Annotated in this window: 17 protein-coding genes and 3 pseudogenes; 11 read left to right on the forward strand and 9 right to left on the reverse strand. The window is 71.1% G+C overall.

Going from position 1 to position 13,353, the window contains the following annotated elements:
- Nucleotides 1–165: 165 nt before the first annotated feature.
- Nucleotides 166–315 (forward strand): hypothetical protein, encoded by a 150-nt coding sequence (locus NGB36_RS30480; protein WP_255923832.1) that lies wholly within the window; start codon nt 166–168, stop codon nt 313–315.
- On the opposite strand, the gene NGB36_RS30485 is transcribed toward NGB36_RS30480, so the two are convergent.
- The 4 genes from NGB36_RS30485 to NGB36_RS30500 form a co-directional block, all read right to left on the reverse strand.
- The gene (locus NGB36_RS30485) at nt 293–1,270 is read right to left on the reverse strand and encodes an alpha/beta fold hydrolase (protein ID WP_255923833.1); all 978 of its coding nucleotides are present in this window, start codon (nt 1,268–1,270) and stop codon (nt 293–295) included. The two genes, NGB36_RS30480 and NGB36_RS30485, sit on opposite strands and share 23 nt — an antisense overlap.
- Before the next feature lie 166 nt (nt 1,271–1,436).
- Nucleotides 1,437–1,988, reverse strand: a complete 552-nt coding sequence (locus NGB36_RS30490) for a hypothetical protein (RefSeq protein WP_255923834.1) — start codon at nt 1,986–1,988, stop codon at nt 1,437–1,439.
- A 144-nt stretch (nt 1,989–2,132) separates the two neighbouring features.
- Entirely contained in the window at nt 2,133–3,614 is a 1,482-nt protein-coding gene (locus NGB36_RS30495) for an MFS transporter (protein WP_255923835.1), read from the reverse strand.
- A 114-nt stretch (nt 3,615–3,728) separates the two neighbouring features.
- Nucleotides 3,729–4,358 (reverse strand): TetR family transcriptional regulator, encoded by a 630-nt coding sequence (locus tag NGB36_RS30500; RefSeq protein ID WP_255923836.1) that lies wholly within the window; start codon nt 4,356–4,358, stop codon nt 3,729–3,731.
- Nucleotides 4,359–4,485: 127 nt separating this feature from the next.
- Between NGB36_RS30500 and NGB36_RS30505 the strand changes: the two genes are divergently transcribed.
- From NGB36_RS30505 to NGB36_RS30515, 3 genes are all read left to right on the forward strand, one after another.
- Nucleotides 4,486–4,641: a hypothetical protein gene (locus NGB36_RS30505; RefSeq protein ID WP_255923837.1), complete on the forward strand. Its 156-nt coding sequence runs from the start codon at nt 4,486–4,488 to the stop codon at nt 4,639–4,641.
- A gap of 37 nt (nt 4,642–4,678) precedes the next feature.
- Entirely contained in the window at nt 4,679–4,954 is a 276-nt protein-coding gene (locus tag NGB36_RS30510) for a DUF4190 domain-containing protein (RefSeq protein WP_255923838.1), read from the forward strand.
- Between the two features lie 148 nt (nt 4,955–5,102).
- Nucleotides 5,103–6,872, forward strand: coding sequence for a bifunctional 3'-5' exonuclease/DNA polymerase (locus NGB36_RS30515; RefSeq protein ID WP_255923839.1), 1,770 nt, complete (start codon nt 5,103–5,105; stop codon nt 6,870–6,872).
- Here NGB36_RS30515 and NGB36_RS30520 read toward each other — a convergent pair.
- From NGB36_RS30520 to NGB36_RS30530, 3 genes are read right to left on the reverse strand one after another with little or no spacing between them, the layout of a single operon-like run.
- On the reverse strand, nt 6,791–7,222 hold the full coding sequence (locus NGB36_RS30520; RefSeq protein ID WP_255923841.1) for a DUF427 domain-containing protein: 432 nt from the start codon (nt 7,220–7,222) through the stop codon (nt 6,791–6,793). The genes NGB36_RS30515 and NGB36_RS30520 overlap by 82 nt on opposite strands.
- Nucleotides 7,223–7,260: 38 nt before the next feature.
- The gene (locus NGB36_RS30525) at nt 7,261–8,142 is read right to left on the reverse strand and encodes a Gfo/Idh/MocA family protein (RefSeq protein ID WP_255923842.1); all 882 of its coding nucleotides are present in this window, start codon (nt 8,140–8,142) and stop codon (nt 7,261–7,263) included.
- Between the two features lie 49 nt (nt 8,143–8,191).
- Entirely contained in the window at nt 8,192–9,205 is a 1,014-nt protein-coding gene (locus tag NGB36_RS30530; protein WP_308288951.1) for an NADPH:quinone reductase, read from the reverse strand.
- A gap of 211 nt (nt 9,206–9,416) precedes the next feature.
- Here NGB36_RS30530 and NGB36_RS30535 point away from each other — a divergent pair, with 211 nt between their 5' ends.
- Nucleotides 9,417–10,643 (forward strand): chitinase, encoded by a 1,227-nt coding sequence (locus NGB36_RS30535; protein ID WP_255923844.1) that lies wholly within the window; start codon nt 9,417–9,419, stop codon nt 10,641–10,643.
- Nucleotides 10,634–10,840 carry a hypothetical protein gene (locus tag NGB36_RS30540; protein WP_255923845.1) on the forward strand — a complete coding sequence of 69 codons (207 nt, stop codon included), beginning with the start codon at nt 10,634–10,636 and terminating at the stop codon, nt 10,838–10,840. Before NGB36_RS30535 ends, NGB36_RS30540 begins: the two co-directional genes overlap by 10 nt.
- Nucleotides 10,841–10,876: 36 nt before the next feature.
- Here the strand turns inward: NGB36_RS30540 and NGB36_RS30545 are convergent, their stop codons facing one another.
- Nucleotides 10,877–11,197: an ArsR/SmtB family transcription factor gene (locus tag NGB36_RS30545; RefSeq protein ID WP_255923846.1), complete on the reverse strand. Its 321-nt coding sequence runs from the start codon at nt 11,195–11,197 to the stop codon at nt 10,877–10,879.
- 121 nt (nt 11,198–11,318) lie between these two features.
- Between NGB36_RS30545 and NGB36_RS30550 the strand changes: the two genes are divergently transcribed.
- Together NGB36_RS30550 and NGB36_RS30555 are read left to right on the forward strand one after the other, a co-directional pair.
- Nucleotides 11,319–11,708 carry an alcohol dehydrogenase catalytic domain-containing protein gene (locus NGB36_RS30550; protein WP_308288952.1) on the forward strand — a complete coding sequence of 130 codons (390 nt, stop codon included), beginning with the start codon at nt 11,319–11,321 and terminating at the stop codon, nt 11,706–11,708.
- A 24-nt stretch (nt 11,709–11,732) separates the two neighbouring features.
- Complete coding sequence (locus NGB36_RS30555; protein ID WP_255923847.1) at nt 11,733–12,416, forward strand: hypothetical protein; 684 nt, start codon at nt 11,733–11,735, stop codon at nt 12,414–12,416.
- On the opposite strand, the gene NGB36_RS30560 is transcribed toward NGB36_RS30555, so the two are convergent.
- Nucleotides 12,406–12,657, reverse strand: coding sequence for a hypothetical protein (locus tag NGB36_RS30560; protein ID WP_255923848.1), 252 nt, complete (start codon nt 12,655–12,657; stop codon nt 12,406–12,408). The genes NGB36_RS30555 and NGB36_RS30560 overlap by 11 nt on opposite strands.
- A 20-nt stretch (nt 12,658–12,677) precedes the next feature.
- On the opposite strand from NGB36_RS30560, the pseudogene NGB36_RS30565 reads away from it, so the two are divergent.
- The 3 pseudogenes from NGB36_RS30565 to NGB36_RS30575 form a co-directional block, all read left to right on the forward strand.
- Nucleotides 12,678–12,896: pseudogene (locus NGB36_RS30565) on the forward strand (Scr1 family TA system antitoxin-like transcriptional regulator); the annotation flags it as partial.
- A gap of 73 nt (nt 12,897–12,969) precedes the next feature.
- Nucleotides 12,970–13,137: pseudogene (locus tag NGB36_RS30570) on the forward strand (Scr1 family TA system antitoxin-like transcriptional regulator); the annotation flags it as partial.
- A gap of 41 nt (nt 13,138–13,178) precedes the next feature.
- A pseudogene (locus NGB36_RS30575) lies at nt 13,179–13,334 on the forward strand (DUF397 domain-containing protein); the annotation flags it as partial.
- Nucleotides 13,335–13,353: the final 19 nt, after the last annotated feature.

Here is a 13,353-nt window from a genome sequence, read left to right on the forward strand (position 1 = left end):
CGGCGTGGGGGCCGTCGGGCGGCGGCCCGGAGGGTCATGCAGAACACGCAGATGTCGAGCGGCAGGCGGTCGGGCCCGCGGCAGTGGCTGGCGCGCCACGCTATTGCTCTGTTGACATACCGTCAATAACCTGTGCGCAGTCTGATTCCGAGGGGAGGCGCGACGATGGGCGTTCGGATCCTCGTGGTGGCGCTGGCGGTCGCGGTGGCGAGCGCGGGGCTTGCCGTGGCGGCCGCGTTCGGTGTCGTCAACGTCAACGATCCGCCGGCTCACCAGCACGACGTCCCGTTGATCACTTACGGGGAGTCGTCCTGACCCGGTCCGTACGGCACGGCGATGCGACCGGTGAGGCCGGTGCGGCGAGTGCGTCCAGCACCTCGGAGACGGAGCCGGCGATCGCGTCGGGCCGGTCCACGGGGACGAGGTGCCTGGTGCCCGGCACCTCGTCGTAGCGGCCGAGCGGGCTCATCGCGGCGAGCGCACGGTGCCGGGCCACTTCGACGCCGGGGCCTGCGATCACGCGCAGCGGGACGGCCGGGAAGGCGAACCCGCCGCGCAGCGCCTCGAGTTCGGCGACGAGATCGCGGAACAGGGCGCGTTCGACGAGCGCCTCGGTGAGCACATGTCCGGTGCCGTAGGCGGAGCGGTAGGCGGAGCCGGCGTCCACCGGGTCCCGGCCGAGCTGCGACTGGGTGCGCACTCCGAGCCTGCGCAGCCCGGGGGCGACGAGTTGGCTGAGTCCGGCCCGCCGCAGCGTCTCCCCCACCGCCCGCGCAGTGCGTATGCGCGCGGCCGGCAGCGGCTGGGGCGGCCCGACCTCGCCTTCGGACGCGGCCTCGACCAGTACCGCTGCAGCGGTGCGCTGTGGGAAGAGCCGGGCGAACGCCTCGGCGTACAGGCCGCCGAGCGAGTGCCCGACGAGGACGACTGGATCGCGGACGCGCAGCGCATCGAGGACGGCGCTGGCCCAGCGGGCGCGCCCGGCGAGCGTCGGCGGTACGGGCGCCGGCTCGCTGCGTCCGAGACCGGGACGGTCCGCGCGCACCAGCCGACAGCGGTCCGCCAGGAGCTCCACCACCGGGTCCCAGCCGAGCCACGAACCGCCGAGCCCCGCTTCGAGCACCACGACTGGGGCGTCCTGCGGCCCGTCCGTCACGACGTGCACGGCCTTCCCCGCGACGCGGAGGAATCGGCCGGGCGGGGGCTCGGGCGGCCGCAGCGGAAGCGCGCGGTCGAGCCACTGCCTCATCTTCGGGAGCTGAGGGGACACCGGAACCTCCAGGCGCTCGGGTCGTGCGGCAGCCTGGCACCGTTATTGACACATCGTCAACTATGCTGCACGGATAGACTGGTCCGGCTCGGCGCGCGCTGTGGCGTGGTGTGCGGTTGCCCGTGGCGCCCCGGGCAACCGTTTTCCCGGATCTGCTAGACGGCCGTCACGACACCTGGGTGGTGGCGGCGACCGGCGCGGTTCCGGAGACGGCGCAGTTGACCGTCGCACCGAATTCGGAGACGGTCACGGTGGTGTTGCCGGGTGTGAAGGTGACCGACCCGGCGTTGCTGAGCTGGACGGAGGCTGTGCCGCCGGTCAGGACGACGGGGCTGCCGGCGGCGATCCCGCTGGGATCGGTCAGGCCGGTGGCCGTGACGCTCCCGGATGAGGCACCGCCGAGGTTGATCACGACCTGCCCCTGGACGCCGTTGGCGGGCAGGGCGATCGGGGCGGTCTGAGCCGTCGACAGGCTCACCTGGAGGTCGACGGTGCTGCCCACGGCGGCGGTTGCGGGTGCCGTCACGGTGATCTGCGAGGTGGTGACGCCGCTGGGGGCGCCGGTGCCGGTGCAGGTGTAGTTGACGGAGACGGTGTCCGCCATGGCCGGCGGCGCGCCGAAGGCGAGGGCCGCCCCCGCCATCGCCACGATCGCCGCACCTACAGCCGCGTATCTCCTGCTGGACTTGCCGGGCGCACCCGGCATGCTTGCACTCATGGTCGCACTCCTTCACGGCCTGGCCCTGACCAGGCACGTAGAGCAGGAACATTGGTGCGGACCTGCCATGCATGTCATGGGCGCGCGCAGATGTCCACACATATCTGACTGTCATTCAGCTATTTGGATGATGACCCGTCAGGTCTATGGGACCTGCGCGGAAAGCGGTGTGGCGATCTCCTCGAGAGAACGCCGTTCCGCACGCACGGCGAGCAACGCGGCGACGATGCCGGCGAGCGTCATCAGCGCGGCACCGATCCGGAAGGCGAGCACCGTGTCGCCGACATGGCCGGTGCTGGTGAGGTCGGAGAAGAGCAGCGGGCCGCTGATGCCCCCGGCCGCCGTGCCCACCGCGTAGAAGAAGGCGATCGCCATGGCACGGGTCTCCATGGGGAAGATCTCGCTGACGGTCAGGTATGCACTGCTGGCGCCGGCGGAGGCGAAGAAGAGCACGACGGCCCAGCAGGCGGTCAGCGTCAGTGCGCTCAAGTGCCCGCCGCCGAAGAGCCATGCGGTGCCGAAGAGAAGCAGCCCGCTGAGGATGTACGTGCCCGAGATCATCGGGCGTCGCCCCAGCGTATCGAAGAGGCGACCGAGCAGCAGCGGGCCGAGGAAGTTGCCGACGGCGATGACGAGGAAGTAGTACCCCGTGTGCCCGGACGGCGTGTTGAAGTAGGTGGTGAGGATCGCGCCGAAGCCGAAGGTGATGGCGTTGTACAGGAACGCCTGGCCGATGAAGAGGGCGAGGCCGAGCACTGTGCGGCGCGGATAGGAGCGGAAGACCGTGCGTGCCACGGTGAGGAATCCGGTGCTCTCGCGCTGCCGGATGGTGATCTCGACGGTGGCGGGCGGGAGCCGGCGGCCGGTCTGCTGCTCGACGCCCTCCTCGATGGCCGAGACGAGCGCTTCCGCCTCGGCCCCTTGTCCGTGGATGAACATCCATCGCGGCGATTCGGGCACGTTGCGCCGGACGAGCAGGATGACCAGGCCGAGGACGACGCCGAGGGCGAAGGTCAGCCGCCAGCCGACATCGACGGGGAAGATTGCCGTGTTCAGCATCAACACGGAGAGCAGCGAGCCGCCGATGGCACCGAGCCAGAAGCTCCCGTTGATGATCAGGTCGACGCGGCCGCGGTAGGTGGCCGGGATCAGTTCGTCGATGGCCGAGTTGATGGCCGCGTATTCACCGCCGATGCCGAAGCCCGTCAGGAAGCGGAAGGCGAAGAACCACCAGCTCTGGAAGGACACGGCGGTCAGGGCGGTCGATGCGAGGTAGACGGCGAGGGTGATCAGGAAGAGCTTCTTACGGCCGTGGCGGTCGGTGAGCCAGCCGAAGAAGAGCGCACCGAAACAGGCTCCCGCGACGTAGAGGGCGGCTGCGACGCCCGTCACCTCGCTGCTGGTGATGGCGAGGCCGCTGCCGTGCTGGGCGAGGCGGGAGGCGATGTTGCCGACCACGGTCACTTCGAGGCCGTCCAGGATCCAGACGGTGCCGAGCCCGATCACGATCATCCAGTGCCATCGTGACCAGGGCAGTCGGTCGAGTCTGGCGGGCACCGCCGTGGTGACGGTGGCGAGGGGGCGGCCCGCGGGACGGTCGGGGCCGACGTGACCGGCAGTCGCCATCGAGTGCCTCCCGGACGTGTCGACCGCAGGCCCGCCCTCCGGTGCGCGTCCCTGCTGACTGACTTCCCTGATCATGGTGACGCATACCCGGGCTGCACGCCCGGCCGCACGCTCTCAGCCGTCCAGCCAGTGGAGGCGGCCGAGGTGGATGAGGCGCAGCTGCCTGCGTGCGGTGCGCGCGATGCGCTCCTCGGACTCAGGGTCGTCGGGAGAGGCTTCGAGGAAGGATGTCGCGATCAGCACCATCTGGTTGACGTAGAGGCCGGCGAGCATCCTGATGTCCTCCTGCGACCAGCCCTCGGACTCCGGCTGGGCGGACAAATCGCTGGCGAGCTCCTCGGCGAACTTGTCGAGTTCGGCGGCGATGGCCTCGCGCACCTGCTGCATACCGCCGTGGCGTTCGCGGGCGATGAAGCGGAAATGGGCACGGTGTTCGCGGACGTAGCGTGCGATCACGGCGACCGTGCCGTCGATTACCTCGTCCGATTTCGCCTGCTCACCGCGGATGGCACGAACCATGGCGTGCAGGCTGCCGAAGGACTCCGAGACGAGAGCGACGCCGAGATCGCTCATGTCGCGGAAGTGACGGTAGAAGCCGGCGGGCGCGACGCCCACCTCGCGGGTGATCTCGCGCAGGCCGAGGCTGCTCAGGCTCTGGTGTTCGAGCAGCCTCAGACCTGCGTCGAGGAGCGCCTGACGAGTGCGTTGCTTCTGGGCCTGGCGGGCCCCGGCGATGTGACTCACATCATCCAGTAAACAGTCGTTCGCCCAACCGCGCCAGAGTAGAGTGGAGATGTCAGTGAACAACTGTCACCACAATTGTTCACTCAAACGTAACGTCACGGAACTCCGCCGCCCCGAAAGGCCTGTCATGGCTCTGCTGATGCTCGTCATCGCCCTGGGGACCCTGTTCGGCGCCGCCGCGTACGCGCCGGCCCCCGTCTTCGTGGCCGCCGTCGCCTTCATCGGCGGCTGGCTCGTCCTCTTCGCCGCCCGCGAGCGCATCGCCCGCGCCCGCAACAGGTAATCCCCTCCCCATTCCTCCGTCCACCGGGAAGCCGATCATGGAAACCGTCGCCCCTGCCACGGCAGCGACCACAGCACGCTCGGATGCCGACGGCACCGCCGTCGCGTCGTTCGTTCTGGGGCTGCTCGGCACCTTCGTCCTCAACGCGGTCCTCGGGCCGCTCGCCATCATCCTCGCCACCGTCGCCCTCGTCCGCGGCACGCGGCGGCGCGCCCGCGCACTACTCGGCCTCATCCTGGGCGTCGCCGACATCGCCATCCTGGCCGCGCTCATCACCACCCACCACGCGATCAGCTGGCAGCCCGGCTTCTGAGCCCCGCGCGCTCCCGCGACTGCCGTGCCGGGAATTGTCGGTGCCCGCCGCTAGCATCGGATTGTGAATATCTCGATCGCACGTTCGAGTTCGGACGGCGGGCACGGCCAGTGCGGCGGGCCCGGCAGTGCCTGAGCGGATCGCCGCGGTGCCCGACCCTGTCGGCCCGGGCGGACGGCTGCAGCGGCTGGCCGAGGACGGCACACCGCTGGGGGACCCCGAGGCCGTCAGCGATCTCGCCTCGGCCGTCGCCGCCCGCGAAACGCGGCCGGCCGGGACGCCCCCGCGCTGGGTGTGGGCGTCGACCGACGCCTGCTACCCGGGGCTGCTGGAGCGTCGGCCGACACGCCCGTCCCGCTGCCACGACGTCAAGCTCGTCGAGTCCCTGCTCCTCGGGTACGAGGAGCGCCACCGGCAACCGCGTTCCCTGGGCGCCGCCTGGGCGCGGCTGCGCGGGGTGACCGAGCCGGACGATCTGCCGGAACCCGGCGAGGGCGCCGCTGCCGGCCTGCCCGTGCTCTTCGCCGCCGACCGCCACCGACTGCCACCCGGCGCCGATGCGTTGGAGGTGCTCGTCGCCGTCCACCGCGAACAGCAGCGGCGCATCGCCTCCGTGGCGCATCCGGAGCGGATGCGCCTGCTGTGCGCGGCGGAGTCCGCGGGCGCCCTCGCCGCCGTGGAGATGTCCCACGACGGGCTGCCCTGGAGCGCCGCCGTCCATGACGAGCTGCTGACGGGGCTGCTCGGTCCGCGGCCGTCGGGCGGGGCGCGGCCCAAGCTGCTCGCCGAGCTGGCGGCCCGCTTTCAGGAGGCGATCGGCAGTCCCGTCAACCCCGACTCCCCCGCCCAGGTGCTGCCCGCCTTCGCCCGTGCCGGCGTTCCGCTTCCCTCGACCCGGTCGTGGGTGCTGCGCGAGTCGAACCATCCGGCGGCCGAGCTGTTGCTGCGCTACAAGGAGCTCTCGCGCATCCACGCCGCGCACGGCTGGGCCTGGCGCGAACAGTGGGTGCGCGACGGCCGGTTCCGTCCGGAGTACGTGGTCGGCGGGGTGGTCTCGGGGCGCTGGGCGACGCGCGGCGGCGGTGCGCTGCAGATTCCGCGACTGCTGCGTTCGGCCGTCGTCGCCGACCCCGGCTGCCGTCTGGTCGTCGCCGACGCCGGGCAGTTGGAGCCGCGGGTGCTCGCCGCGATGTCGGGTGATCAGGGGCTGGCCAGGGCTGCGGCCGAGGGCGATCTGTACGCGGCGCTGGCGCGTTCGGCGTTCGACGGGGACCGCGGGCGGGCGAAGATCGCACTGCTTGCTGCGATGTACGGGCAGACGCGCGGCGAAGGCGGACAGCTCGTCGCGGTGCTGAGGCGCCGCTATCCCGATGCGATGGAGCTGGTCGAGAGCGCTGCGCGGACCGGGGAGGCGGGCGGCGTCGTCCGCTCGCGGCTCGGCCGGACGTCACCGCGGCCCGGACCGCGGTGGCAGCAGGCCGACGGCGACGAAGACGGCTTCGGCGAGGGCGCCGGTGCGGGTACGCGGGACGAGCAGCGCGCGGCCCGCTCGTGGGGCCGGTTCACCCGCAACTTCGTCATCCAGGCGAGCGCCGCCGACTGGGCGCTCGCGATGCTCGCCGCGCTGCGCCGCCGCCTCGCCGACCTCGGTGAGGGGCGCGAGGGGCACCGCGCACAGCTGGTGTTCTTCCAGCACGACGAGATCATCGTGCACGCGCCCGCCGAGCTGTCGGCCGCCGCCGCACATGCCGTCGGGGACGCCGCCGAGGAGGCCCGGCGGCTGGTCTTCGGTGCGACGCCGGTGCCGTTCCCGCTGGATACGCACGTGGTGGAGTGCTACGCCGACGCGAAACCGGGCGCGTCGGGCGGGCCGTCGGGCGTGGGGCCTTCCACCGTGACGTCGGCGACGTTGTCGTAGAACGACAGGTGGCCCTTGATCTGCGCGACGTCCGGCAGCGGATCCGGATAGGACCAGACCACGTCGGAGCGCCGCACGGCCTCGGCGGCGCCCTGCTCGGCGGCGCCGTCGCCGAGATACGTCCAGTAGGAGGCCACGCCCTTGTAGGGGCAGGTGGTGTGCGTCTCGGTGGGCTCGAAAACGGCCAGGTCGACGTCCTCCGGAGGCAGGTAGTAGCGCACGGGCAGGCCCGTTTCGTAGACGAGTACCGGGCGTCGGGAGTCGGCGACCACCCGGCCGTCGATCTCGACGGTGACGTGCTGGGAGCCGGCCACCGCGATGACGCGGTGGCCCGGTTCTCGCTTCTCCATGACGATCTCCACCGTGCTCCTGTTTCTCGTCCGGCATGTCAGGTGGCGTCGCGTTCGGCGGCCGCGAGGATCTCCACGACGCGCTGTCCGAAGCGTACGTCGCAGGTGTGAGGCTCCCCGGTGCGCGCCGCGGTGATCAGTGCGTCCACGGCCCGGCCGAACGCGGCGGTCTGGGTGTCGCCGCCGGCGCGCGGTGGAAGCGTCGTGACGCCGCTGTCGCCCCGCAGCTCCACGCCGACCCCGGCCGCGGCGGGCGGTGCGGTGAGGCTGAGCGTCGACGTACTGGACGCGCCGTCCGCATGGCGCAACGCCAGGTGCACGGTGTCGCCGGGCCCGTGGACCGCGTGCACGTCGACGGCGTCACCGAGAATCGGCAGCAGCACCGACAGCGCGTGCGGCCCCACGTCCCACAGGGCGCCCTTCTCGCGCCGCCAGGGCGATGCGGCGTAGGGGCTGGTCCCGCTGGTGAAGACCGACGCCACCCAGTCGGCCCGAGCCGTGAACCAGCCGCCCGCGGCGGCCTGTTCGGCAATCCATGGCCGTGTCGCGGCGCCGAACCGCATGGTGAAGAAGACGACGGAGGCGACGGCGTTGTCGGCGGCGGCATCGGCCACCCGCCGTGCGTCCTCCACGGTCACCGCGAGCGGCTTGTCCAGCAGCAGGTGGCGTCCCGCCTCGGCGGCCCGCACGGCGAAAGGTGCCTGCACGGCCGGGGGCAGCGCAATGGCGACGGCGTCGCAGTCCTTGATCAGGGCGTCGGGATCGTCGTAAGCGCGAACGGCGCACGCCTCGGCGAGCGCGGCCGCCGCTTCGGGCCTGCGTCCCCACACACCGGTGAAGTCCACATCCGGATGCGCGTTCAACGCCGGTGCATGAGTGCTGCGCGCCCACGGCCCCGTCCCCAGCAGCCCTATCCGCATCGTCGTCCTCGTCCTGTCGTCGATCCGTCCGTGATCAATCCGTCCGTCATCAGTCCGCAGACACCTCGACCAGCACCTTACCCACGGCGTTTCCCTCGACGGCGGCGTGCGCGTCCGCGGTTTTGTCCAACGGGTAGCGGTGCAGCGGGAGTCCCGCCTCCTCGCCGACCCGCAGCGCACCGTCGGCGACGGCCGCCGAGACATCGGCGACGGCGTGGGCGAGCGCCTCCTCGGGCACGGTGTACAGCAGCACGCCCTGCCAGCGGAGGTTTGGCGACATGGAGGCGCGGACCGGCAGCGTGACGGTGTCCCCGCCGTTGTTGGCGTAGAAGGCGACCACGGCGTTGGGCGCGGCGACCGCCACGTCCAGCCCGGCGTTGACGGCCGGCGAGACCTCCACGACGATCCCGACGCCGTCCGGAGCGACCGCGCGGATCTGCTGTGCGGCGTCCTGGTCACGGTAATTGACGACGTGGTGGGCGCCCGCGGCTTTGGCAAGCGCCGCCTTGCGGGGCCCGCTCACCGTCGCGACGACCGTGGCACCGGCCCAGCGCGCGAGCTGGATCGCGGCGTTGCCCACGGCGCCCGCTCCCCCGGCGACCAGCACGGTGCGTCCGTCGAGGGCACCGGGTGCGAGCCTGGCCGGTCCGCCGTCGGCGACGGTCAGGCAGCGGTGCGCGGTCAGCGCGGGGACGCCGAGGGCCGCGCCGAGCTCGTAGGAGGCGTTGTCGGGCAGAGCGACCGCGTGCCGCTCCGGAAGCACGACGTACTCCTGCGCGGTCCCGCCATTGGGTCGGCCGTGGGCGGCGAGCCAGAGCCACACCCGCTCCCCGACCCGCGCCGGGTCCACGCCCTCACCGACGGCGTCGACGACCCCGGAACCGTCCTGGTTGGGCACCTGCTCGACCTGCTCACCGGTGGCGGTGAGCCCCCGCCGCGTCTTCCAGTCCGTCGGGTTCACCCCCGACACCCGTACCCGGACGCGTACCTCCCCGGGTCCCGGCTCCGGAACCGGCCGCTCGGCCAGCGTCAGAACATCGGTGCCGCCATGCTGCGTGTACACGATCGCCTTCATGTTCCGGTACAAGGCGTGGGCGCCGCGATTTCTTCCCGCCCGGCTCCCCTTCCCCCTGAGTCACCCCCACACGGACCGAACCTGGTCTAGACCTTGACAGCTCAGGTGGTCTAGGCCACATTGCCCGTACCCGGGCGGTCACTCCCGTGCCGCCCCGCATCAACCTGCGTATCAACCCTGCATTGAACGAGGTGGACGGATGCGAAGATTAACGTCAATTCTCCCCGCGGCGGCCGCCAGTGCCGTCCTGGCGGCCGGTGCCCTGCTCGCGGCCGCGAACACCGGCCACGCCGCCACGACCGCCGCACTCGGTTCCAACTGGTACGGCTCGGCACCGTACTACTACACGCTCGACTCCAGCGCACCCGACCTCGGCCAGGTGATGTCGGCGACCGGGCAGAAGGCCTTCGAGCTGGCCTTCATCCTGGCCCCGAGCGGCGGCGGCTGCACCCCCACCTGGGACGGCACCGATCCGGTCTCCTCCGACACCCAGGTCGCCTCCGTCATCAATGAGGTCCGCGCCGGCGGCGGCGACGTGTCGGTCTCGGCGGGCGGTTACAACGGCACCAAGCTCGGCCAGGAGTGCGGCACCCCCGCGGCCACGGCCGCCGCCTACCAGCAGGTGATCAGCGCCTACGGCCTGCACGCCATCGACTTCGACCTCGAAGAGCCCGAGATCGAGAACTCCACCGCCATCAGCAACGAGCTCGGTGCGGCCCAGATCCTGCAACAGAACAACCCGGGCCTGTATGTGTCGGTGACGATCCCGTCCACGACCACCGGCGCCAACTGGTTCGGTCAGCAGCTGCTGAACAACGCCAAGAGCCTCGGGTTCACGCCCGACAACTTCTCGCTCATGCCGTTCGACGGCGGATTCTCCGGTGCGTCCAGCCAGATCACCGCGCTGCAGGACTTCAACTCGCAGTTGGTGAGCACCTTCGGCTGGTCGTCCGCGACCGCGTACGCGCACGAGGGGATCTCGTCGATGAACGGCCGCACCGACAGCGGCGAGTACTTCTACCAGTCGGACTTCCAGACGGTGCTGAACTTCGCCGAGTCCAACGGCATGTCGCGCTACACGTTCTGGTCCGTCAACCGGGACCGCGAGTGCAACCCGCCCGACAACAACGGGAACACGTCGAGCGAGTGCAGCAGCGTGACGCAGAACGCGTACGACTTCACCAAGTACACCGCCCAGTTCGCCGGCGCGACCCCGCCGACCGGCTCACCGACACCGACACCGACACCCACCCCGACCCCCACACCGACCGGCACCTGCGCGGCGGCGTGGAACTCCTCGACCGCCTACACCTCGGGCCAGAAGGTCTCCTACAACGGCGACAACTGGACCGCCAACCAGTGGAACGAGGACGAAGTCCCCGGCGGCTCCTCCGGCGCGTGGAACAACGACGGCGCGTGCAGCTGAGCCGGCGGATCTGCGGCGAGAAATCGCCGCAGATCCGTGAGGACTTGACCTGCACATCCTGCAGGACAGCTCGTAGCGAGGCCGGCTTCCGCGCCGGCCGTACCGGTTCGGCCACGCTGACCGCGACGCGCGCCAGCTGCGGTGAGGCGCTCGCGTGCACGCCGGCCGCCCGCGCCTTCACCGTCACCGACCGGTGAGACCGCGCGCGGTCAACGCGAGCCGAGCCGTGCGCGTCAGCGGTCGTCCCGCAGCGCCAGCGCCAGCAGACCCGGGAAACGCGCTTCGAACTCCTCGCGCCGCAGGCGGTTGACGCGCCTGGCGCCCACGTCCCTCTGCTCGATCAGCCCGGCCCGTCGCAACACCGTGAAGTGGTGGCTGAGCGCCGCCTTGCCCACCGGCACGTCGAAGCTGCCGCAGGCGCGCGTCCACTCCGGCGACCCGGCGAGCTCGCGGACCAGCTGGAGGCGGACGGGGTCCGCAAGGGCCGCAAACGCGGTCACGACGGGGACGTCGTCGGGATGGGTGTGTTCGGGTGCGGGCCGGTGGCTGCTCACGACGCTTCTCCCTGCTCCCCTTGCCCAGTGTTCGATGAAATGCTTCCACTCACGGTGTTCACTTTGCATCAAACACTGTAGTCGAACGCTCCAGCTGAGGGGACCGGCATACGCGCGACTCGTGATCGAGGAGTTCGGCGGGCCCGACGTGCTCCGCCTGGCGGAGACCGGGACACCGGAGCCCAAGGCGGGCGAGGACACCATCGACGTCGCCTACGCCGGCGTCAACTTCGCCGACATCAAGTCCCGCAGCACGGGATACCAGGTGCCGGGACTGCCGTTCACCCCCGGCCTGGAGGTCTCGGGCCGGACCCGCGCCGTGGGCGAGGGCGTCACCGGCCTGAGTACGGGCCAGGCGGTGACCGCGTTCACGGACGGCGGGGGTTACGCCGAGGTCGTCGCCGCCCCGGCGGTCACCGTCTTCCCGCTGGCGGACGCCGCGGCGGCGCACCGCCGCGTGGAGTCCCGCACGACCACCGGCAAGCGGCTGCTGAGCGTCATGCCCGAGTGACGTTCTGCGGTACGGTTCCGGGCTGTGACGCGCGAACCGACCGACGACGCCATGGGCGCCATATCCGTGCCGGCCTCCGCCGGCCAAGGCCTGACGGGCCAACGGCTCGCCACGGTAGCCGCCGCCTTGGTCCTTCCCGTTCTCGTCGTGGTCCCGGGGCTGCTCGCCCGTGCCGGTCTGGTGAACAACGCGGCGTGCGTTGTCGCGCTGGCATCTCCCGTCGTCGCTGGGTCAGCGTTCTACTTCGCCCACAGGGCCGGTCACACCCAATTGCGCGAGGGCGGCCTGCTGACCGCACACACCGTATCGGGCCGGCGCAGCATCGACCTGACCCGGCTGACGAAGGTCGGGCGCATCGAGATCGGCGGACGCGGCAAGAGCACCGACCGACTCACGCTCACGGACGCCCACGGCGTCCGGCTGTACGTCGACGGACTCGCCGACGGCGGCACGGCCGATGCCGCGGTGGTCCAGGCCGTGCGCAGCGCGGCACCCGGGACGGTGACCGTCTCCAAGCGCGCCGCGCTGCGCATGCGCCTGCAGCCGGCGACGGGACGACCGGCACAGTCCCCCGTCCAACACGCCGGCACGGCAGCGGGATCCGGCTGTCTGACCGCTTTCCTCCCCCTGCTGCTGAGCCTGGCGTGCGTCCCCGTCGCCATGGGCGCGCTGTTGCTCAGCCTCTTCATCGCCGGCGTCAACCGATGACGTGGCGGAACTCCGGCTTTCCGGCACCCCGGTGACCGATGCAGGGCGAATTCCTGGTCACGCCCCTGCCGCGTGTCCGGGCGGCCACCCGACCGAGCCAGGACTGCCACGCCGCTTCGATCGCCTTCTCGTCGACCGTGTGCGAGAACCCGTGGTACTCGACGACCACCGCGTCACGGTACCGGCCGGGGAAGTACTTCCGGTACGCAACGCCGCAGCCCTTGTCCCAGGCTTGCTGCAAACCCGGCCTATGCGCGTGCCGTGTTCCGCGCCTTCGACCCCGTCGCAACCGACGAGGAGATCGAGGAGCGGGTGTCGGCACGGCTGGAGCGCGCGCAGAGTCTCAAGGGCCCAACAGCACCGCTGTTTTGGGCTGTCCTCGACGAGAGCGTTCTCCGGCGCCCCATTGGGGGCGCCGGAGTCATGCGGGCACAATTCGCGCACATTGCCGAGATGGCGCAGCGGAACGGGATCATCGTGCAGGTGTTGCCCTACTCGGCCGGCGCCCACGCACTGCTCGAGGGATTCCTCACGCTGATGACGTTTTGCCGACGCCCCTCCGTTGGCTTACGTCGAAGGACCGTCCACCGGAAGCTTGTTGGACGATCCGATCCTGGTCAACAAGAATCAGCTGGCCTACGATCTTGTCCGGGCCGCCGCGTTGTCCCCGGAGGCGTCCCTCGCCCTGGTTGAGTCGGCGATGGAGGACTTCAGAGGGTGACACCGCACGACTTGTGCGCCGCGATATGACGCAAGAGCAGTTACAGCGGCGGCAGCGGCGGCAGCTGCGTCGAGGTAGCCGACGGCTTCCCCGGCGTCATTCCCGTCCGCGACAGCAAGGACCCGAGCGGGCCCGCTCTCCTCTTCCCCGCCGCCGCGTGGTCGGCGTTCGTGGCCGCGCTGAAGGCCACGCCATAGCAATCACGTCACAGCAAAG

Source organism: Streptomyces humicola (assembly GCF_024436035.1).
In the GTDB taxonomy this organism is placed as follows: domain Bacteria; phylum Actinomycetota; class Actinomycetes; order Streptomycetales; family Streptomycetaceae; genus Streptantibioticus_B; species Streptantibioticus_B humicola.